The organism is Butyrivibrio sp. INlla16, assembly GCF_900104155.1.
Lineage (GTDB): Bacteria > Bacillota > Clostridia > Lachnospirales > Lachnospiraceae > Butyrivibrio.
The window spans coordinates 1-22,175 of record NZ_FMYB01000001.1 but is presented as its reverse complement, the minus strand read 5'-3'; the positions used below and the strand labels follow the sequence as shown (position 1 = coordinate 22,175).

General features: G+C 41.6%; 18 protein-coding genes and 1 tRNA gene. 14 read left to right on the top strand and 5 right to left on the bottom strand.

Annotated elements, in window-relative coordinates; translation table 11 throughout:
• Positions 1-2 precede the first annotated feature (2 nt).
• Positions 3-959: an alpha/beta hydrolase gene (locus BLR42_RS00095; protein ID WP_091865460.1), complete on the top strand. Its 957-nt coding sequence runs from the start codon at positions 3-5 to the stop codon at positions 957-959.
• 85 nt (positions 960-1,044) lie between these two features.
• On the opposite strand, the gene BLR42_RS00090 is transcribed toward BLR42_RS00095, so the two are convergent.
• On the bottom strand, positions 1,045-2,007 hold the full coding sequence (locus tag BLR42_RS00090; protein WP_091865457.1) for a GTP-binding protein: 963 nt from the start codon (positions 2,005-2,007) through the stop codon (positions 1,045-1,047).
• Between the two features lie 181 nt (positions 2,008-2,188).
• Here BLR42_RS00090 and BLR42_RS00085 point away from each other — a divergent pair, with 181 nt between their 5' ends.
• The 6 genes from BLR42_RS00085 to BLR42_RS00060 all read left to right on the top strand — a co-directional run bounded on the left by BLR42_RS00085 (position 2,189) and on the right by BLR42_RS00060 (position 10,659).
• Positions 2,189-3,157 (top strand): hypothetical protein, encoded by a 969-nt coding sequence (locus BLR42_RS00085; RefSeq protein ID WP_139165073.1) that lies wholly within the window; start codon positions 2,189-2,191, stop codon positions 3,155-3,157.
• 192 nt (positions 3,158-3,349) lie between these two features.
• Positions 3,350-5,446 carry a leucine-rich repeat domain-containing protein gene (locus BLR42_RS00080; protein ID WP_091865451.1) on the top strand — a complete coding sequence of 699 codons (2,097 nt, stop codon included), beginning with the start codon at positions 3,350-3,352 and terminating at the stop codon, positions 5,444-5,446.
• A gap of 14 nt (positions 5,447-5,460) precedes the next feature.
• A complete protein-coding gene (locus tag BLR42_RS00075) occupies positions 5,461-6,894 on the top strand; it encodes an Ig-like domain-containing protein (RefSeq protein WP_091865448.1) in 1,434 nt (477 codons plus the stop codon).
• Positions 6,895-7,099: 205 nt separating this feature from the next.
• Positions 7,100-8,842, top strand: coding sequence for a vWA domain-containing protein (locus tag BLR42_RS00070; RefSeq protein ID WP_091865444.1), 1,743 nt, complete (start codon positions 7,100-7,102; stop codon positions 8,840-8,842).
• 223 nt (positions 8,843-9,065) lie between these two features.
• Positions 9,066-9,761, top strand: coding sequence for an RNA polymerase sigma factor (locus BLR42_RS00065; RefSeq protein WP_242879142.1), 696 nt, complete (start codon positions 9,066-9,068; stop codon positions 9,759-9,761).
• Complete coding sequence (locus tag BLR42_RS00060; protein ID WP_091865441.1) at positions 9,754-10,659, top strand: hypothetical protein; 906 nt, start codon at positions 9,754-9,756, stop codon at positions 10,657-10,659. The genes BLR42_RS00065 and BLR42_RS00060 overlap by 8 nt, the downstream gene beginning before the upstream one ends.
• 57 nt (positions 10,660-10,716) lie before the next feature.
• Here the strand turns inward: BLR42_RS00060 and BLR42_RS00055 are convergent, their stop codons facing one another.
• Positions 10,717-11,280 (bottom strand): TIGR01440 family protein, encoded by a 564-nt coding sequence (locus tag BLR42_RS00055; protein ID WP_091865438.1) that lies wholly within the window; start codon positions 11,278-11,280, stop codon positions 10,717-10,719.
• A 177-nt stretch (positions 11,281-11,457) separates the two neighbouring features.
• On the opposite strand from BLR42_RS00055, the gene BLR42_RS00050 reads away from it, so the two are divergent.
• Both BLR42_RS00050 and BLR42_RS00045 read left to right on the top strand, forming a co-directional pair.
• The gene (locus BLR42_RS00050) at positions 11,458-12,582 is read left to right on the top strand and encodes an SLC13 family permease (RefSeq protein ID WP_091865435.1); all 1,125 of its coding nucleotides are present in this window, start codon (positions 11,458-11,460) and stop codon (positions 12,580-12,582) included.
• Positions 12,583-12,690: 108 nt separating this feature from the next.
• The gene (locus BLR42_RS00045; protein WP_091865432.1) at positions 12,691-13,215 is read left to right on the top strand and encodes an NUDIX hydrolase; all 525 of its coding nucleotides are present in this window, start codon (positions 12,691-12,693) and stop codon (positions 13,213-13,215) included.
• A gap of 59 nt (positions 13,216-13,274) precedes the next feature.
• Here BLR42_RS00045 and BLR42_RS00040 read toward each other — a convergent pair whose 3' ends face one another.
• Positions 13,275-13,742, bottom strand: a complete 468-nt coding sequence (locus BLR42_RS00040; protein WP_091865429.1) for a GNAT family N-acetyltransferase — start codon at positions 13,740-13,742, stop codon at positions 13,275-13,277.
• A 102-nt stretch (positions 13,743-13,844) separates the two neighbouring features.
• Here BLR42_RS00040 and BLR42_RS00035 point away from each other — a divergent pair, with 102 nt between their 5' ends.
• The 5 genes from BLR42_RS00035 to BLR42_RS00015 all read left to right on the top strand — a co-directional run bounded on the left by BLR42_RS00035 (position 13,845) and on the right by BLR42_RS00015 (position 20,562).
• Positions 13,845-14,558: an epoxyqueuosine reductase QueH gene (locus BLR42_RS00035; protein ID WP_242879150.1), complete on the top strand. Its 714-nt coding sequence runs from the start codon at positions 13,845-13,847 to the stop codon at positions 14,556-14,558.
• Positions 14,539-14,865 (top strand): MGMT family protein, encoded by a 327-nt coding sequence (locus BLR42_RS00030; RefSeq protein ID WP_091865421.1) that lies wholly within the window; start codon positions 14,539-14,541, stop codon positions 14,863-14,865. Before BLR42_RS00035 ends, BLR42_RS00030 begins: the two co-directional genes overlap by 20 nt.
• Positions 14,866-14,929: 64 nt before the next feature.
• Complete coding sequence (gene argS / locus BLR42_RS00025; protein WP_091865418.1) at positions 14,930-16,699, top strand: arginine--tRNA ligase; 1,770 nt, start codon at positions 14,930-14,932, stop codon at positions 16,697-16,699.
• An 8-nt stretch (positions 16,700-16,707) separates the two neighbouring features.
• Positions 16,708-17,841: a Coenzyme F420 hydrogenase/dehydrogenase, beta subunit C-terminal domain gene (locus BLR42_RS00020; protein ID WP_091865415.1), complete on the top strand. Its 1,134-nt coding sequence runs from the start codon at positions 16,708-16,710 to the stop codon at positions 17,839-17,841.
• 258 nt (positions 17,842-18,099) lie between these two features.
• Positions 18,100-20,562, top strand: a complete 2,463-nt coding sequence (locus tag BLR42_RS00015) for a leucine-rich repeat protein (protein ID WP_091865412.1) — start codon at positions 18,100-18,102, stop codon at positions 20,560-20,562.
• A gap of 132 nt (positions 20,563-20,694) precedes the next feature.
• Here BLR42_RS00015 and BLR42_RS00010 read toward each other — a convergent pair whose 3' ends face one another.
• Together BLR42_RS00010 and BLR42_RS00005 are read right to left on the bottom strand one after the other, a co-directional pair.
• Positions 20,695-21,732 (bottom strand): M42 family metallopeptidase, encoded by a 1,038-nt coding sequence (locus BLR42_RS00010; protein ID WP_170832574.1) that lies wholly within the window; start codon positions 21,730-21,732, stop codon positions 20,695-20,697.
• 103 nt (positions 21,733-21,835) lie between these two features.
• A tRNA-Met gene (locus BLR42_RS00005) sits at positions 21,836-21,909 on the bottom strand.
• Between the last annotated feature and the right edge of the window lie 266 nt (positions 21,910-22,175).

Here is a 22,175-nt window from a genome sequence, read left to right as displayed (position 1 = left end):
AAATGAGAAAACGAATCACAAAAATCTTAAGTATTATACTGATTGTTATCGTAATACTCTGTGTTGGCGGATCAGTAGCAATGGGCGGTTATATTGCAGACCGTATTTTACATCAGAACAAAGATAATGATACTGTAGGCAATAGTTTGAAGCAGCTTGAAAAGTGGGGCTACGACCTGGAGGGCTTCAGGAGTAAGTATACTGGCGTGGATATCAGCGCTATAGCAGAGGATGGGAATGAAGTTCCCGGAACTTATTATGATAACGGAAGTGATAAGCTGGTAGTTCTTGTTCACGGTGCAGGCGGAGACAGAACATTCGATGCACCCTTGGCTGAACCTTATCTGGAGAGTGGCTATGACGTAATTGCCTATGACCAGAGAGGACATGGAGCTAATCCTGATGAAAAGGTTACTTTCGGGATTCATGAACAGCTCGATGTGAGAGCACTCGTAAAATATGCAAGAGAGACTCTTGGAAAAGAAAAAGTTATTGTTCACGGACAGTCTATGGGTGGTCAGACCACCGCTCTCTATGCATCAAATGTAACACCCGGAACTCCAGAGGCAGCTGATGCGGTTATCTGTGACAGCCCTGTTCCCGGCATGGAATCCATGTTGCGACTTATGTTCGGAGACGGCCTCGAGGGAATGTATTCACCCATGACTAACTATCTTATCGCGGTAACTAAGGGATACATGAAGGTTGTAAACCACGTCGATTTCGATGACGGAGATACTGTGAATGAAGTGGCAAAGGATCAGCTGCCGACCATGATAATCGTATCCGATAAGGATGAGGTATGCCTCCCCGATATGGTTGAAGAGGTTTATGAAAATGTCGGAAGCTCTGTAAAAACCATTTATCATGCAAACAGTGCCCACATTGAGGGTGTCCTCGACGACAAGGAAGGTTATATGAACGCAGTAAGAGATTTCCTTGATCCTCTTGGATTATGATAATTATCTGATGAGCAAAATATAAAAAGGAATGTGCTGATGACAGTACATTCCTTTTTTGTCTGATTAGCCTGACGATATAGCTTTATAGCGATACTACTTTACAGTAATCCTTAAGAATCGAATTTATGTATTCCTTATTTAATGCTTCACCGATGATTATCAGTACATTCCTGCTTGAAACAACAGGTGCAATCTTCATCTCGTTTTCAGTAGCATTAAATTCAATCTGCGAGTTGTCACCGGTCTTTACAAAGCCTTTAATTCTGATAACTTTTCCGGCATTAGTATCTTTGAAAAGTGATTCTGCGATTTTCCTCAGATTATCCTCGGATATTTCAACATCAAAATAAAAGAGCGGAGTGAACTGCTTATCTTCAAGGGGAAGCTTTACATAAGAGGCATGTCTGTAGCCACAACCTGCAAGAGATTTAAAGTCAGTCTCTGTAAACTCATCATAATGCTTTGTAATAAAATCCTTGGAGGGATCAAACCAGGAGTTTTCTTTTCCAAGTCCGAATTCGGACATGATTGAATTAACGTTTGAAATAACTTCGGGAACATCCATACCATCCGAAATCTTACTTACAACTATTTTTCCTGCATGAGCAATTTCAGACATGAAGAGATATCGTGACATTCCTTCAAGTGAACTCACAGATGAAGCATCTACTATAGATATTACATTTCCTATCTCATACCAGCGATCAAGTGGTTCATCATAGAGTACATCAAAGAATTCATCTACGTCGTAAATTCCCGAGGGTTCGATGATAACTCTAGTATACCCGCTCATCCCCATGGATATCAGTTTTGTGCGAAATCTCCGTCTATGAGCTTCCTGACCGTCGCCTCCGACAATCATCTCAAGATTACAGTTTTCACCAAAAAGATCCTGAAGTAGTACCATGTCTATATTTACAGCGCCGTAATCATTTTCAATGATACATATGCGCTCACCCTGTGATACCAGATATTTAGCATATTCCCTAATGAAGGTAGTTTTACCGGAACCAAGAAAACCGGTTATCAAGTCTATTTTTACCATATTTCATCCTCTGATCATATCTTTTCTAACAATCAATTATAGTATAAAAAGAAATTTTGCGATGATAAAAAATCTCTACTAAGAAATAATTACCTCCATTTGGGGGTAGATGTGTGCGGGATTTTTTCCTAGAATAATAGGTGGCAACATAAATTTTCAATTCAGATATGAAGGGGGCAATATGAAGAGAAAAATTCTGGCCGTTGCAATAGTTCTTATTATGTCAATTTCTATAGTTGCATGTGGTTCCTCGAAGAAAGGCACGGATACTGGTAATACCGGAGAGACTACGAGCATTCCTGAGGGAAAACTGAAGGCAACTTCTGACAAGATACCGGAAACAACCGAGACTACAGACAATACTGATAATAAAGAAGCAGCTTCTTCGGAAAGCGAGCAGGATGAGAATACTCTTGCCGGCTACTACAAGGTAATATCCATGACCACGGACGGTGAGGATATAACTGCTGAGCTTGAGCAACTAGCTGCAATCGGATCCGGCATATTCGCTGTCATTAATCCCGATGGAACAGGCCAAATTAACATGATGGGTGAAATGACGGATTTCGACTGGGATGAGAAATATTTCCACATGCATGATGATACTGTGAGCGATACTGATGTGCCCTATACTTTTGCCGACGGTAAACTTACAATCGCTCAGGAGAGCGACGAGATGATATTTGTCCGCATGACTGACGAAGAAAAACAGGCCTACGATAATGGTGATTATGACAAAACCATAGATCAGCTCACGGATGAGATGCTGGATTCCTCCTATTTGCCGGATATGTCTTCAGCAAAACATAACGATACAGGGTATTATGAGATTATGGCTTTTCAGGAGGATAGCAAGACCTACACCGCTGACCAGCTTAAGAAAGCAGGAGTAGCTTTTGATATGATGCTTTGCCCTGACGGAAAAGGCTATGCGAACTTTATAGGTACCTACTACGATCTCTCCTGGGATGATGGTACCATCTATGTTGCGACTGACCAAGGACAGGAGAAGATGATCTACTTTAAATCGGATTATGACAGCAAAAGCATAATCACAATAAATGATTCCAATATGGCGATGGTCTTTGAATACGTTAAAGAAGCTGATCCGACCTACGAATGGACAGGCGTGTCGGGAGTACTTGAATAAGAAATAGAAAATCGGATATTTGATTATGGGAAACTGAGGTAATGCAGAAACGTATCAATCTGCGTTACCTCTTTTTTAATTTTTTGACAAAATTACCCCCAAATGGCGGTAGTGGAATTTTTAAAAAATATTTACAATAATCTCGCGGAAACGTGAAAACAAATTTCACAGCAACAAAGGGGGTTATAAAGAATGAAGAGAAAGAAACTAATGAAGCAAATGGGACGAAAAGTCCTGGGGGCAGTGCTGGCGTGTGCCCTGAGTGTAACAATGGTGCCGGCTGTAGGAGGAGAGGCCATTAAAGCTGAGGCTGCGGTGGTGAAAACAACGGCTAATACAAGCTTGGGGGCTAATTCGATTACTAATATCGAGCCTGGACATTTTAATGTTATTACGTATGGCATGGCAGATGGACGAGAGGAACTTTTATTCAACGTTCTCAGCAAAACGAAATGTCAGAGTGGGTTTACAGTGTCCACGCCTTGTCTGTTAATCGACTGTAAGATGCCGGTATGGGAGAACAGCCATAGGTCAACTTATGATGTAAATTATTATTTTAGGACTGCCAGCGTAGAACAAGCACATTTTTCTCCTTTGGAATCCAGAGTGATACAGGAGATTGATGATGGATATCACGGCTGGGATTATTGTTTGCTTAGTAAAAGTGATATTAATGAATTTTATGGTAATAATTCACAAGCTATGATAAAAAGCTATAACGGGATCAAGAGAGACTGGTGGTTAAGAGATACGTATGGCACTGATTATGGGTACTATGTTAATACAAATGGTAGTGTCTATAGTGATAAAAAAAATACCCAGGTAATTGGCTTTACTCCGTCAATGAACATACCTTTAAACAAAATACTGTTCTCTACAAAAGTTGGGCAGGCGGATTCAACACATGGTATGTATAAGCTTACTCTGTTAGATAAATATGATTCTGATAAACGTAAAATAACAACTAAGACTATTGGAAGATGCCAAGGTAAGATCAAGTTTTCATATGAAGTTGATGCAAACTACAAATACAACAACTATAGCAGAATGTCTCTTATTATCACTAACAAGCAGATACTAGGTGATAAATATCTTGCTGATATGTCCAATACAAAACTCTATGAATATGTGAATTTAGGGAAATATGAAAATGCTAAAGGAGAAATTACATACGAGCTTCCCTTCGATCTGAAGAATAAAACTTATGGAAAAGACTATTTTGTTTATTTCACAATCGAAGGTGAGCCGGATGGATCTGATAATGGTTCTTCATATTTTGCTGCATTTCCAAGTCAGGTAAATGTTCCTGATACAGATGCGCACGTTTTTGGTGAGCCGTATTGGAGAGTAAGCGCTCCTGCATCATGTGAAAGGGCAGGTAATAAACAGGAATACCATGATTGTCTTATATGCGGAGAACATGTAAGGACAGGGAATAGAGATTCTATTCCGAGACTTGGACATGATTATGAGGATCCTGTATATGAATGGAGTGCAGATGGAAAGACATGTACGGCGTCAAGAACCTGTAAAAGAGATAAATGCGGAAAAGTAGAAAAGGAAGAAGGACTGGTTTCATCAAAAGTTAAAACTCCGGCATCAATAGGTAAGAAGGGAACAACTACATATACAGCAGAGTTTACAAACAAAATTTTCAAGACTCAGACAATAGACATCGAAGATATCCCTGCTCTCGACAAGGATGGCAAGCCAATAATTGAACCCGGCGAAGAAACAAAGCCCGGTGAAGAAGGCAAGTCCGGCGAAGCAGGAAAGCTCACAGAGGAGGCTAAGAAGGTCGAGGATGCTGCACCTGTAACAGAGGCTGATGTTGAAGGCGCTCATTACAAGGTTGACGGAGAAAATGCATCACTTGAATCCACAAAGGATGTAAGCGGAGACTTCACGGTTCCCGGAACTGTAAAGATCGGAGATAAGGATTATCCCGTAAACAAGATCGGACCTTCGGCATTCAAGAATACTGAGATCACAAGTCTTGCAGTTGAAGGCGAGGTTACTGAAATCGGCGACAGTGCTTTTGAGGGCTGTAAGAAACTTAAGAAGGTTACAATCGGTGCAAATATAACCAAGATCGGTAAGAAGGCATTCTTCAAGTGCTCAAATCTTAAAAAGATCACCTTCAAGGGTGCCAAGGTAAAGAGCATCGGTGCTAAGGCCTTCAAGAAGATTAAGAAGGGCGCTACATTCAAGACACCCAAGAAGAAACTCAAGGCTTACACAAAGCTTCTTAAAAAGAAGACGGATGCCGGCGTAAAGATTAAGAAGTAAGGGGGAATTTTCAGATGAAAAAAAGAATTTCAGTAGTTATATTCTCGATATTATTGTCATTTATTCTGGCGGCAAGCCCGGCAGCAAGCGTTTTCGGACCTCAGGCAACAATTACCGCAGAGGCTAAGAAGAAAGCTAAGAAATCTAAAAAGAAGACTAAAAAAGCAAAGAAGGTTAAGAGTAAGAAAGCTAAGGGAATAACCCTTGTAGCGGGAGCAACTAAGAAAATCTCTGTAAAGGGCGGAAAGAATTTCAAAAGCTCAAATAAGAACGTTGTATCTGTAACAAAGAAAGGCGTGCTTACAGCTAATAAGCCCGGCACCGCAACAATTACAGGAAAATGCAGCTCCGGAAATTACTCTGTAAAGGTAACGGTACCTGATATGAATATAAATGAGACAATGGCTCAGGTTTTCCTTGGAGAGTCATTACAGTTAAATGCAGGTAATGCAGCAAATGTAAAGTGGAGCAGCAGTAACGATCAGGTTGCATCAGTAAATAACGGCCTTGTAACAGCTGTAGGCGTAGGAAGCGCAGTTATCACAGCTTCGGCAGGAAAAACTTCAGTATCATGTACAGTATCTGTTCCTCAGTTCACAATCAGCCAGACTGCTGCAACGATTAACTATGGCCAGACACTTACACTTACTGTCAGCGGTGCATCAAATGTAACCTGGAGTAGTAGTAATGAAGCGATAGCAACAGTTTCAGGCGGCGTTGTAAAGAGCGTTGATGACGGAAGCGCAGTTATCACAGCAACAGCAGCCGGGTATTCTGTTTCCTGCAATCTTACAATCGTTGATCCTGTTGTGATCAGACAGCCCGCTATTTCATATAAGACTGTTACAAGAGAAGCTACAAGAAACGGAAAGCCTGTATATGAGGAGATTAACCAGACTACAATCACCTTCAACGGCCTTCCTCAGAGAGCAAAGCACATGAAGAAGATCGACCGCAGTAACGGTAAGGGAAGTGAAGCTGATGGAAAACAGGATGGTAAGTATCTCACAGTTGCATGTGCACTTGCAGCTATGACAGCTTATTCAGAGGGCAGAGACGCTGAAGGTCAGGCAATGATGAATGAACTTCTGGTTTCACCTCACATTTCCAGAGCATCTGTTGGTGGTGCCGGAAACCTTACATATTATTTCGGTTATGATAATAAGAAGGAAAAGCTTCCGTGGGCATTCTTTGAGGGCTCAAAGCCTTACAACTACAACCACAAACAGCCAATTACCGTTGTTATGGAAGAATCTCCTTATGCACCTCAGAAGAGCACAATTTACGGCGTAGAGCTTTCGATTGAACAGATTTTGTTCCACACAGATAACCATCCTTGCCTTAAGAACAACCTGACAGTTCAGGTTTACCGCGATCCTTCCGATGGACAGTGGTATCTGTGGCCCAGCGGATTTAATTCACTGTTAAGTACCGCTAGTATCTACTGAGTTTCTTCATTCTTTTTATAAACCTCAATAGTTTCAGGGAAAAGTCGCTGCAGAAATGTGGCGGCTTTTTCTGTGGAAAAAAATAAAAAATTTTTTTTGAAATATCTGCAACATTTTTAGAATCCCATCTGTATATAGAGTAGAACAGCAAAAACAAGTTATTTTTTAAAAATCTGACACATTTTTAAAAACGGAGGGAAAAATTATGAGAAGAAAAATGAATGTTGCATCAGTTGTTCTCAGCATCATTATCGCAGCAAGCTCTGTATGCGGATGCGGTGGAAGCACACATGAAACGGCGACCACAGCACAAGAAACCTATACTACAGAGTCGACATCAGACCAGACGTATTATGAAGAGCCGGCAGCTGCTACTGAGTATTACGAGGAAGAGGCCTGCGAAGCACCTGCAGCTACAGCAGATAAGAGTGCAGCAGGGGCTGAAAATTCATATGAAACAGCGATGTGTGAAACAGAGGATTGCACCGACATTTACGATCCTTATGTACAGGAGTACAACACAGAATCCTATGAAAAACCTGCAGAGAACGGATATGACCTTGTTACCGCAAAACCGCTTTCAACCTTTGCGGCAGACGTTGATACAGCATCCTACTCCAATGTAAGAAGAATGATCGAGGATGGATATTCTCTGACAGATATAAATCCCAGCGCGGTTAGACCGGAAGAGTTCATAAACTATTTTTCCTATGACCTCAATAATCCTGTGGGAGATGAGAAGTTCGGCATCACAACAGAAATCGCTAAGTGCCCTTGGAACGAGGATCATGAGCTCATGTTTGTTGGTATGAAGACAAGAGACATCGACCTTTCTGAGGCACCCGACAGTAACCTGGTATTCCTGGTAGACGTATCCGGCTCAATGGATGAACCCGATAAGCTTCCGCTTTTGCAGAAGTCACTCACAGAGCTCGTGGATACACTTCCCGACAAGGGCTGCGTCTCAATAGTTACCTACTCAGGACAGGAGGCAGTACTTCTTTCCGGAACAAGCATGAAGAATAAATCAAAGATCAAAGATGCCATCGACAGCATGCAGGCAAGCGGTTGCACAAACGGTGAAGCCGGCATTCAGAAAGCTTACAAGATTGCTGAAAATAACTTTATTAAAGGCGGCATCAACAGAATCATCATGTGCACCGACGGCGACCTAAACGTAGGAGTTTCAAATCCCGACGATCTTGAGAAGCTCATTGAGCAGAAGAGAGACAAGGGCATCTTTTTATCAGTACTCGGCTTTGGCAGCGGCAACTTAAAGGACGACAACCTTGAGAGACTTGCAGACTGCGGTAACGGAAACTATTCATACATCGATTCACTTTTCGAGGGCAAGAAGGTGCTCATCGATGAGATGGGATCAACACTTGTAACAGTAGCCAAGGACGTTAAGCTCCAGGTTGAGTTCAACCCCGAGAGAGTTAATTCCTACAGACTTATCGGCTATGAAAACAGACTCATGAACGACGAAGATTTCAACGATGACACCAAGGACGGCGGCGAGATCGGCGCAGGACACAGCGTAGTAGCACTTTACGAGATCATTCCTGCAGGCGCAAAGAGCGAGATTAAGCTTAAGTACCAGGATAATGATTCAGATAATAAGAAAGAAGATAATCGTAAGAAGGATTCAGACAGTGCTTACAGCGATGAGTACGCAACAGTAAGCGTTCGCTACAAAGAGCCCGAGGCAGACAAATCACAGCTCTTCTCAGTGGTTGTGGGCGACAAGGACTTCTATGAAAACGGAAGTGAAAACTTAAAGTTCGCAGGCATTGTAGCTGAGTTCGCAATGATCCTTTCAGACAGCGAATACAAGGGAACAGCAACACTTACAGGCATCATGGACGATTACAAAACAATCGAGACCAAGGATGAATACAGAGATGAGTTCGGCCAGCTTGTAAGAATGATGGCGAAGAGAAGTTAATAGCCAATACCTGGTGCAAAATCTGGAAAAACGCACCGTTATCGTGATATACTATGCATTGGAAATTTAAACAGTTGTCTTTTTGAAAACAAAGGAATAAAAATCATTTGGGGAATCCGAGGGACAAAAGACAACTCATAAAGAGGGAATCGATGTCGCATGGGAGGAAATCATACGGTATGAAAAATGACATCGGGTTAGGGAAACAATGAGAACAATTTCAATGCATAGGAATATCGCGAAATATTATGTAGAAACAATTTTTGAAACGATATTCCTTTTAAAGGAAAAAAACGATTACAGAGATTTTAGTGAAAGGGCTATCCGTGCGATTTTAGCAGATGTAAAAAAGCAAACTAACGGTAGCCGGTATCATGCTTTTGGCGGCGAGACTCAAAGTATGTCTTATGAAGAGAAGACTGCAAGTGCAGAGGCTCAGAATGCTGCAGCAGCAAGAGCAGGAGAAATTCTGGAAAAATACGGTAACAATATTTTGCGAGTAGCTTATTCTTACCTTCACAATATGAGTGATGCGGAGGACATCGTCCAGGATACGCTCATTCAGTACATCAGGAAGGCACCTTATTTTGAAAATGAAAAGCACGAGAAAGCATGGCTTCTTACGGTAGCAGCAAACTTAAGTAAGAACAAGATTGATTATATCAACGTGAGAAAAGCCGATGAGCTTTCAGAGGAACTCGTTGCAGAGAATAAGGAGGAGCTGGCATTTGTCTGGGAGGCAGTAAAACAGCTTCCCGAAAAGTACAGAGAGGTGGTACATCTTTTCTATCAGGAAGGATATTCAACCAAAGATATAGCGGGGATCTTGAATCGAAAGGAGTCGACTGTCCGCTCTGATTTAAATCGCGCAAGAGGACAGCTAAAAAATATTCTAAAGGAGGCGTATGACTTTGAGTAAATATAATGAAGTTATGGAATCAGTAAAAATTACCAATGAAATGCGCGATAGAATCCTTTCGAATGTAGATGAGAAACTACGTGTGGGGGATGCTAATATTACCGAATTTGATAGCACAAGAAAAAAGAAATCCGGTAATAATGTAATAAAATTTGTAAAGAGATATGGTTCTATGGCAGCGGTTTTTGCTCTGCTGATTCTTGGAACCTACGGTGTTATCAGAACAGTTGGACTTGGTGGTTCAAAGTCAGAGACGGCTACTACAGCGCCTGCCGAATATGAAACTGATTCTGCAGCGGAAACAATGGAAGAAGCAACTTCAGAAGCTATGGACTATGCAGAGGTTACCGAAGAAGCAACCGAAGATGCTGCTTTACCTGAATCAGCAGATTCTGTTATGACGCCATCCATAAGTGCAGCAGAGGGTGCAAAGGGTTCGGAATCTGAGAATGCTATAGATTTTACAGGAAGTGCTAAAGAGGATTCAGCTTCCGAGGAGGCTGAGAGCCAGGCAATAACAAAAGATGAGTTTTCATCTGCATCAGAGCTTTCACAGGCTTTAGGATTTGATATTACAGACATTGAATCACTGAAAAATGAAGCAACAGAGGTTCAATATTTTAAATATGACGAAGGCGGAGAGATCCTTTATAAAACAGATAATAACAGCATAAGCTATTTTGCATCTGAAATTGGACTGTTCACCGGTTCCGAGGAATTAGATGTTAGTTCTTTTGAAAACAAAAAGCTTATGGAATTTGACAGTTACAGAGTTATCGCCTGCGGCGACGACACAACCTATAAATTTGCTTATTGGGAAAAAGATGGAATCATGTACTCACTTGTTTCTGATAAAGGCATGACAGAAGAGGAGATTCAGACTTACATAAGTAAATAAAAAAGCCTTCCCCCTCCGGGGGAAGGTGTCTGCGAAGCAGACGGATGAGGGGACTTTTTACATCAGCTCCTCATCATATATAGCTCTTTGTCCGCCAACATACTTAGGTCTGTGCCTTGCACAGATTATTGGAGCGGCGCCGATTTTTCGTAGTGATATACGCATAGGAACAACAACGCTGTGCATATGCATACCAATCATGGTGCCGCCGATATCTATTCCGGCGTCAGCCTTGCAGCGAAGGCTCTCAACAAGAACAGGATCATCGAATCTCTCGTAACACACAGTTCCAAGTGCACCTCCTGCATGATTGGGCTGAGGAATAGCGTTAACCTGCTCGAAGCCATATTTTTCCATGGTTTCTCTTTCAACTACTAACGCTCTGTTAAGATGCTCGCAACACTGAGCGGCTGCCAGGATTCCGTTTTCCTTAAGAACCGGGATAATGCCGTCATAGACAGCGTTTGCAACATCCACATTTGTGGCTGTTCCAATCTGGTCGCCCAGAACTTCACTGGATGAGCATCCGATTACAAAAATGGAACCGGGACGAAGCTTTGCTCCTTCAAGTATTTCTGTTACTGCTTGTCTGCTCTGCGCAGTTATTTCTTCAAAATTCATAATGAACCTGCCTTTTTTATTTTATATCACCAATATCCATTATAGCAGTACCAAATAAAGTAGCAACCTGGGTTTGGAAAAATAGTGCTCCATCCAAATTTTCCTTGCAATAATTCTCCCACTGTATAAAATCTTATGTGGAAATAAAACAGATCCATATATTTTTTGAGGAGTATTATGAAAAACAAACTTAAGAAGCTATTGTCAGATCCTGTGCTTGTAATAGCGTGGATTCTGGCTTTTTTATCGTCATTTATCGTGCTCCCGGATGCTGAGTATGCCGGTTACATTGATTTCAGGTCACTTGGGATACTTTGGGGACTTATGATCATCATTCAAGGTCTTCGAGAGAATTCAATATTTGAGAAAATCGGAGACATACTTCTTTCAAAGGTAAAAAAAAGCTGGCATCTTGCATTAGTTCTTGTATTTTTGTGCTTTGTAAGCAGCATGTTTATAACAAATGATGTGGCGCTGATCACCTTTGTGCCCTTCGCACTTATGACGCTTAGCAGCTGTAAGAGAGAAGACCTGATGATTCCGGTTATCGTGCTTCAGACTATTGCTGCGAATCTCGGAAGTATGCTGACTCCTATCGGTAATCCGCAGAACCTTTATCTGTACGGCCTTACAGGAATGGGGATCGGTGAGTTTGTGCTCTGCATGTTGCCGTATTCGGTTTTGGCGGCAGTTCTTTTACTTGCAGCAATGCTCGTTCTTCCGGGCAAAGCCAAGACGCTTGAAGGGAGAAAGAAGGACTATAATATAGTAAGGCATTTTGGAAGCACCAAACAGATCGTAGTTTACTGCCTCCTTTTTGCGATTGCACTTTTATCAGTGCTTCGCATAGTTCCGTGGTTTATAATGGTGGTAGCTGTTCTTGTTGTAGTTGCAGTTATGGATGGAAAAATCCTGCTGCGAGCTGATTATATCCTGCTTTTGACTTTCATTGGATTTTTCATTTTTACCGGAAATATGGGACGCATGGACCTCGTCAAAGAGAATCTGACAAAGCTTATGGAAGGACGCGAGTTTATCACTTCAGTGGTGGCCAGCCAGTTTATCAGTAATGTTCCTGCGACGCTTATGCTTTCAGGTTTTACAGAAAACTACAAGGAGCTTCTTGCGGGCGTAAATGTTGGCGGTCTCGGAACACTTATCGCCTCTATGGCAAGCCTTATCTCGTTCAAGGCTTTCTCCAATGACTATAAGGAGAGCAGAGGGAAATATCTGCTTGTGTTTACGGCGGTTAATGTATTGTTCCTTTTGATATTTGTTGGAATGCACTTTGTGATTGCCTGATATTTCTGTGCTGCGGGATGATTATTATTTTTTAATTTAGGATTGATAAAAAAGAAGAATATCTTGGTAATAGATTGAATTACTCGCACAAATATAAAGGATAGCAATATGGAAATTACAACCCTATGCTATATGGAGAGGGATGGGAAATATCTCATGCTCCACCGTATAAAGAAAAAGAATGACATAAACGAAGGAAAATGGATTGCACCGGGTGGACACTGCGAGAACGGCGAGAGTCCTGATGATTGTGTGAAAAGAGAAGTGCTTGAGGAGACCGGAATCAAGCTGAATTCTTTGAAGTTTAGGGGAATTGTGACGTTCTACTCACGTGCTGTAGCAGGGAATAGGGATGGATTATACGAGCTTTCGGAAGCTGTAAACGGCGACGTTACGGATTACATGTGCCTTTTCACCTCCGATGATTTTGAAGGCGACGCAGGAGACGGCAACGAAGGCGTCCTTGAATGGATATCCAAGGACGAACTTGTAAAGCTTGATCTCTGGAAGGGTGATCTGATTTTCCTTGATCTGATCAAAGACCCTGCGCAGCCATTCTTTTCACTAAAGCTCACTTATGAAGGTGATGAGCTTGTTGAGGCTGTTTTGGATGGGAAGCTGCTGAATATATGAAAAAACAGCCTTATTCAATGTGCATACAACTGCGCAATAATATAGGAGCTTAATACAAATTACAGAATCTGCTCCATGCCAACCTTGTAGGGCTGCATGCCGATGGACTCGTAAAACTTCATGGCACTTTCATTGCAGTTCCAGACATTGAGGGTGATATTGTAGTAGCCGGCATCCTTGGCCCAGCCAAGAACATAGTCGTATAAACTTCTTCCGACATGCTGACCGCGGCAGTTTTCATCAACGCACAGATCATCGATATAAAGAGTCTTGATGTCTGTAAGAAGATTGTCATTCGGGTGCTCCTGGTGCACACAGAAGGCGTAGCCCAGCATCACATCATTGTCATCTACCGCAGCGAATATAGGCCTTGAATCATCCTTCAAGATTATTTTAAGTTCATCATCGGTATATTTATTATTTTTCTTAAAAAGATCGGGACGTCCCAGATGATGGACAAGATTAACCTGTCTTAAAAGCTCGTGAATCTGCGGAATATCCTTATCAAGTGCTCGTCTGAAATTCATTTTTCATTCCTCCCAAGGTACTGTCGATTTTGAAGCATCGAATACCTTTTGTGATATAGTTATAGAAGTCTAAACATTAACAGTATAATTGAAATGGGTAATATAGTGAACATAAATTACGCAAAAGAACTTGAAAAGAAAATACAGCAGTTCCGGAAGGAAGGACGTTTCCCAAGACTTCTTCTTCATGCCTGCTGCGCTCCGTGTTCATCCTACTGTCTTGAGTATCTTAGACAGTACTTCGATATCACCGTGTTTTTCTACAATCCGAATATCATGAATGAACCGGAGTACAGAAAGCGAGTAGAGGAGGAAAAGCGCCTCATAGCCGAATATAACAGACAGGTTGAAACCGGCGATTTCGAAGGGATGAATTCCGATGAAGGGGCCAGAAAAATTGAAATCATCGAAGGTGACTACATTGTAAGCGACTATCTTGAGGCTGTAAAAGGACTTGAGCAATGCCCTGAAGGTGGTGATAGGTGTACAAAATGTTTTGAACTTCGACTGGAGGAATCTGCGCGGATAGCAAAAGAGCGGAGCTTTGAGTTTTTCACAACAACGCTCACAATCTCGCCTTTAAAGGATGCAGCGAGACTAAATCGAATTGGAAATGAGATGGGGGAGAAATATGGTGTCTCGTTTTTGCCTTCTGATTTTAAGAAAAAAGACGGCTATAAACGCTCTATAGAACTGTCACATAAATTCGACCTCTACAGACAGGACTTTTGCGGCTGCGAGTTTTCAAGGTTGGAGCGGGAAAGTCAGGAGCGTGAGAGACAGGAGCAGGGTGAAAATGGAAGAAAACACCTTTGATATAATCTATGATATTGTGAGGCAAATTCCCAAGGGAAAGGTTGCGACCTACGGACAGATAGCGATGCTTGCAGGAAACAGGCGCTGGAGCAGAGTCGTGGGCTATGCACTTCACGTTAATCCCGATCCCGAGCATATCCCGTGCTACCGCGTCGTGAACCGTGAGGGAAGGGTGTCATCGGCATTTGCATTCGGAGGAGAGAACATTCAGATAAAAATGCTTGAGGCAGACGGAATCGAATTTGTGGATGAGACTCACGTCGATGTTGACAGATTCATATGGAAGCCCGGCACACCTGACATTTGAAATTTCAGATATTTGTGTTAGAATTCATTATTATTCATATTAGTTATAAGGAAGGAAGATTATCTTGGAAAAAATCTTAGAGTTAATTTCAAAAGAAGTTTCCGCTGCGTTTGAGGCAGCCGGTTTTGATGCAGAGCTTGGAAAGGTTACTCTTTCCAACAGACCTGACCTCTGTGAATATCAGTGCAACGGAGCTATGGCAGGCGCCAAGAAATATGGCAAAGCACCTTTCATGATTGCGGATGCGGTTGCTGAAAAGCTTCAGGGAAGCGAAATCTTCTCATCTGTAGAATCGGTTAAGCCGGGATTCCTTAATCTCAAGGTTAGTGAGGATTTCGTAAGAGGATATATTGTGAAAATGCTCCATGAGCATCACTTTGGAATCAAGACTCCTCTTCATGCGCCTAATTTCATGATCGACTACGGCGGACCGAACGTTGCAAAGCCGCTCCATGTAGGACACCTTCGCTCAGCAGTTATCGGAGAGAGCATTAAGAGAATTCTCAAGTACGCAGGCTACAAGGTAACAGGCGATATTCACCTCGGTGACTGGGGACTTCAGATGGGTCTCATAATCACAGAGCTTAAGCATCGTCAGCCCGATCTTCCTTATTTTGATAAAAACCACACCGGACAGTATCCGAAGGAAGCGCCTTTCACTATCGGTGAGCTCGAGGAGATTTATCCTGCAGCCAGCGCTAAGTCCAAGGAGGACGAGGCTTTCAAGGCTGAGGCAATGGAGGCAACAAAGCTTCTTCAGGACGGCGATAAGGGTTATCGTGCGCTTTGGCACCACATCATGAATGTGTCTGTAAATGATCTTAAGAAAAACTATAAGAATCTCAACGTGGATTTTGATCTCTGGAGAGGTGAATCAGACGTTCATGAAGTAATCCCGGGAATGGTTGATTACATGAAGCAGCACGGCTATGCTCATGAGAGCCAGGGTGCACTTGTTGTTGATGTTGCTGAAGAGACAGACACCAAGGAGATTCCGCCCTGCATGATCCTTAAGTCAGACGGAGCTTCACTTTACAATACAACAGACCTTGCTACTATTCAGCAGCGCATGGAGGAGTTCAAACCCGAAGGCCTCATCTACGTGGTAGATAAGCGCCAGGAACTCTACTTTACTCAGGTTTTCCGCTGTGCTAGAAAGACTAAGCTTGTTCTTCCCGAGACAGAGCTTCATTTTGTAGGCTTTGGTACCATGAACGGCAAGGACGGTAAACCCTTCAAGACAAGAGAGGGCGGAGTTATGCGTCTTGAGAAGCTTATCGCAGAGATAGACGAGCAGATGTATAACCGCATCAAGGAAGGTAACCAGGATATCGATGACACCGAGGCAAAAGATACAGCTCACAAGGTAGCTCTTGCAGCCATCAAATATGGAGATCTTTCAAACCAGCCTTCAAAGGATTACATTTTCGATATCGACAAGTTCACATCCTTCGAGGGAGACACCGGTCCGTACATCCTTTACACAATGGTACGTATCAAGTCCATCCTTTCAAAGTATGAGAACGAGGGCGGTAATGTTAAGGAAGCACTCCTTAGAAATGCAGAGTCCGCTGATGAAAAGAACTTGATGCTTCTTCTTACAAGATTTACGGATGCAGTGGAGAGCGCAGCAAGAGATCTCATGCCCAACAGAGTTTGTGCATATATCTACGAGCTGTCAAATGCGCTTAACAGCTTCTATCACTCAACCAAGATCCTCACTGAGCCTGATGAGGAGAAGAAGAGCGGATACATCGCACTTCTTAATGTAACACTTAAAGTGCTCGAGACAGGAATAGATTTACTTGGATTCAGCGCACCGGATAGGATGTAACTCTGATTATGATTAATCTCAATAAAGAAGAATGTTGTGGCTGCGGGGTATGCTATGTTGCCTGTCCGCGTCAATGTATAACAATGAAAGAAGACAATGAAGGCTTTGTATATCCGTACATAGATAAGAACTTATGTGTAAATTGTCATATTTGTGAAAAATGCTGTCCTTCATTAAATGTAATTTCTAATACTTCTAATAAGAAATGTTATGTTGCTGTTAATAATTCTGATGAGCGAATGTCTAGTTCTTCAGGAGGCATTTTTGTACTACTTGCAAAAAAGATAATCGAAAGTGGCGGTGTAGTTGTCGGTGCGGCTTTTGATGAAAATTGGTTGGTTCATCATATTTTATGCGATAATAATGATAATCTGATCAAATTGATGGGCAGTAAGTATCTTCAGAGTCGAAATTTTGAAGCTTATGCAGCAACAAGAAGACTTCTGGAAGAAAACAGAAAGGTTCTCTATACAGGAACGGCCTGTCAAATAGCAGGATTGAAAGGATATCTGAAGAAAGAGTACGATAATCTTCTTACCGTAGATGTTTTATGTCATGGAGTTCCTTCTCCTGGAGTTTGGAAGAGATACTTAAGTGAATTGAAGCATTTGTATGGTGATGAAATTACAAGTATATCCTTTAGGGATAAGAGTACGGGATGGAATCAGTATTCGATGACAGTTGTTTTTGAGAATGGAGAGACTTATACAAAAAAACATAGTAATGATACATTTATGAATTTGTTTTTAAGTAATTCTATCCTAAGACCTTCATGCCATGTATGTAAATACAAGTCTCTTGACAGACCATCTGACATGACGATTGGAGATGCATGGGGAGTTGAGGACATATTTACGGAATTTAATGATAATAAAGGTTCATCCGTTATTATTGTTCATTCAGAACCTGGGCAAGAATTATATAATTCGATTTCATCATTTGTTTATCAGAAAAGTACAGAGATTGATAGGATACTTCCTGAGACAGCAGATTCACGTAAATCTGTTGGTATGCCAAGGGGAAGAGCATTAGGGTTTTTATATTATAGACTTGGCCGAAAGACGGATACAATTATTAAGGCAACTTATTCCAGGAAAATAACGCATAGAATACTGAGGAAAATAATAAAGAACAAATATTAAACAGACAGTAATTGATTTGCTTGGATTCTTTGCTCCTGATATGATGCTCTTATAAAAAATGAATATTGGTCATTTTTAAGTGGAAACTTAATAGCACAGTACGAGTTTTAAAGGCTTATATCGTTATGGTTTCATGGAACCTTAAAGTCGTCAAGTACGAATTATGAACTGTTTGTTTCATAATCCGTAGGCTTGGCGGCTTTTTTCTGTTATATACTATGGAACGTGAATTTCATCAAAAGGGAGGCAGTTTTTCTGATGAAGTATATAGCGAATAAAAGAACTTTTTCACTTACATTGGCAATGATCATTTCGATTTCGATTCTTCCGGTTTTCAATAAGTCGCTTACAGTATATGCAAAGACTTCGAACAAAACCATAACAGGTCTTGGAACAGGAGCAATTGAGAATCCTGTAAAAGGCGGCGGAGAGTGGAATTATGTCTACTACGGCCAATATGAAAATAAGAGTGTAAAATACAGGGTGCTTGATACAGATTGCACTGATTTCAGCGACTATGGAAAAATCAGCAAAAACACGATGTTGCTTGACTGTGACAGTGTTCTATATCATTTGATGCCGGGTACTTCCGCAGGGCTGATCGAGGATCTTAATGATCAGGGATTCCTTGATGCGGATGTTTTTACCGATGCTGAGAAGGATGCAATAGCTTTTAGCAGAAAAGAAAGAAGATCATCTTCAGATGGAGAAGGAGTTGACGGCGGTTTTGCGCAGCTAAAGGAGACAAAGATATTTGTACTTGATCCCAAAGAGGTAACGAATACAAGCTATGGATATAAGGACCAGACAGAGGACTTAAACAGAATAAAGAAAAATATTTCTACGGGTAGAAAGGATGACTGGTGGCTTCGACTTGGGAAAGAAGGAACAAAATTATTAAATAAAAGACTTTACAGAGTTGATAGTCTTGGAATAATTGGCTCCAGATCGGCGAACGAATCTGAAGGTGTAAGCCCCGCGTTTAACCTTAAAAAAGAATCCATACTCTTTTCATCATTAGTTGCGGGAACAGACAACGAGTATAAACTTACGGTTATCGATCGTGCGATGCAAACTCCGTCTGACATAAGAGGACATGTCGATGGTGATACTGAGGAAATAAGTTTTAAATTCCCTCATACAGAGGATGATGATGAGGTTTCATTTTCGGTGATCCTTTTAAAGAAGAGATACGAAGAAGGGCTGACAATAAGTAATGCTTCCGATTTTGCATATATACCGGTTGACGTTGCAAGCTCAATGCAGTCCGGAAACGGTAAGGACATAAACAACTATGTGACCGGAACGTTTAATCTCCCTGAGAATTACAATGATTTCAAGTTTGCATATCTGGTATATGAGAAAATCGGTGGCGATACAGAGACCGACTATGCAAGCACTCCGAAGTATTTTGAGTTTAAAGCTGATGAGCATACTCACTCCTGGGAAGCTGAGTACCTTGGCGCAGGTGATGACAACGCTACAATAAAGTGTCTTGACTGCTCTGAAAGTTACACAATATCTATAACTTCAGTAAACAGAGACTATGGCGAGGCACTTAAAGTTGATATTCAAAAGCCCGAGAACCTTCCTGAAGAGATAGAAGTAAGTGATGTCATATACAGAGACAGAGAGGGGAATGAACTAAACGAAACCGATATCCATGAAATTGGCGAGTACACTGCCGCAGCAGTTATAAAATACAAGGATGAGGACGGCAAAGAGCAACAGAAGGAGATTGCAAATAATTTCAAAATAACGAAGAAAGAACTGCTTCCTACAATGGTGACTTTGAGCGAGGATTCCTATATCTATGATGGAGAAGAGAAGACTCCCGAGGTTACTGTAAAGAACGGCGATATTGTGCTTGATAAGGATGACTATACCGTTGAATATAAGGATAACGTTGACCCGGGGATTGCCGATGTTATTGTCACTGCAGTGAATCCCAATTATTTTGGGAAAACAGTTAAAACCTTCAGAATAAAGAAGAGCTCCGTATCTGATAAAGAGAAGGAAATATCAGATAAGATTGATGACAAGCTTCATAATGATGATGACAAATCTTCGGATGATAAAAAGAATGATAAGGATGACGCTGAAAAGAAGGCTGAGGATATAGCTGAAAAGACAGGTGTTTCTGATATCCTTGACAGAATCGAGGAGAAATACAAAAAGGAAGATAATACTTCCGTTGAGGTATCATCTGGAAACAGTACTGTAACAGAAAACGCAGGTCAGCCTGTGGTTGTTGTGAATACAGCTTATCGCCACAACATTGGAGATAAGGTCATCTGCCAGGGTAACACCTATGAGGTGACTTCAAATGATGACGCAGACCTTACGGTAAAATTCATAAAGGCCAGATCAGAGGCTGCCGGCAACATTACAATTCCTCTGTCCATAGTAATCGACGGTAACGAATACAGAGTAACCGAGATAACGGATAATGCATTTTATGGCAATAAGAGCCTAAAGACGGCTATTATCGGCGAGAATGTAGAGAAGATTGGTCAGAACGCTTTCTATGGCTGTAAGAAGCTTAAAAACGTAAAAATTAAGACACCGTTCCTTTCAAAGAAAACAGTAGGTATGAATGCCTTCAAGAAGATCAACAAAAAGGCTAAGGTTCAGGTTCCAAAGAGCAAGCTCAAAGCTTACAAGAAAATTCTTAAAGCAAGTGGTGTTTCAGGAAAATCACAGAAGGTTACAAATAAATAAATTAAAGGCTTCCCTAATTACTGCCTTCCCCCTTTGGGGGCGCACGACATCCGGGGGATGTCGGCTTTGCGCCGACCGGAGCGGAGCGGAGACAGGTGTCCCGAAGGGGCGGATGAGGGGAAGCCTTATTTTTTATATCGTTACATATTCAGCAAGCAGCCTATATGTATTCTTAATTCCATCAATATGAGTTCTCTCATAGCCATGACTTGCTCTGGTACCGGGACCAATCGCAGCGTGCCTTATATCGAAGCCTGCCACAAGTGCCGGATCAGCGTCAGTTCCGTAGTGAGGAGTGAAAATATCAGGAACATAGTCAGCACCTGATTTTCTGCCGGCCTCCTCAAGTTCCTTTATCATGTCAAGATTATAGGGGAATCTACTATCCATGCAGAATACTGAAACCTTACGCTCAGAACTTGTCTGCTCAGGTCCGATGCAGGCGATATCCAAAGCAAGGAAGTCCTTAACATCAGAAGGAATACAGGATCCACCGTGTCCTATTTCTTCATAGAAGGGAATGAAAGCATAAATCTTACGATTCAATGTTATTTTACCATCCTTAACATCGTGGAGCAGTTCCATGATGAGTGCGACAAGTGCTTTATCATCAATGAAGTGTGATTTGATATAGCCATTGGCATATGTGAATCTGGGTTCAACTGCTACATAATCACCAATTTCTATACCAAGCTTTCTGACATCATCGGCGCTCTTTACATCCTCATCAAGAACGACAAAAGAATTGGTATCAAAGCTGGCAACTTCTTTGTTTAATTCATCTTCTGTAACATGAACTGAAGCATTCTTTCTCTGGACGCAGCCTGTTATAACCTTACCGCTTCTCGTATGAATACGCACATTCTCACGCTCGGTATGATATGCGTAGAGACCGCCAACCTTATATACCTTAATGGTGCCGTCATCATTGATGTGGCGAACCATCATGCCGATTGTATCGCCATGAGCGGTGATAAGAAGAGGATTGCCTTTGCCGCCTATTTCAGCTAAAATGCCGCCCTTGTGAAGGGTAGTAGTTTTGAAACCGAGCGCCTCGATTTCCTTTATAAGATAATCCTGAAGCTCATGATACTGACCTGTGACGGAATCAATAGCCAGCTCCTTTTCAAGCTCTTCAAGATATCGTTTTTCATTTAATTCGTAGCTCATAAGATAAACCTTCCTTGTTTTGATAAAATTGTGACTAGTGGTCACTAAGATATAATAGCATAAAAAATAAGACATAAGTCACCGACTTATGTCTTATTTTGCATAGCGAGAGGGGGATTCGAACCCTCGACACCGCGGGTATGAACCGCGTGCTCTAGCCAACTGAGCTATCTCGCCATATTCATTTTTGTCAGCGGCTTTCGTCGACCGACTAGGATAGTATATCGCTCTAAAATAATAATGTCAACAAGTTTTTCGAGTTTTTTTATATTTTATTAATTGAAGTAACTTGTAAAACTAAATTCCACCCCTTTAACACACGACATGGAACTTACTAATTCCAAACTCGGGTATGGAATTTACTAATTCTTATTGATATCATCCATAGGTTCATCCACATATGCTCTCCGGCATTAAGGAGGAACTTATGGAATCCACTAATA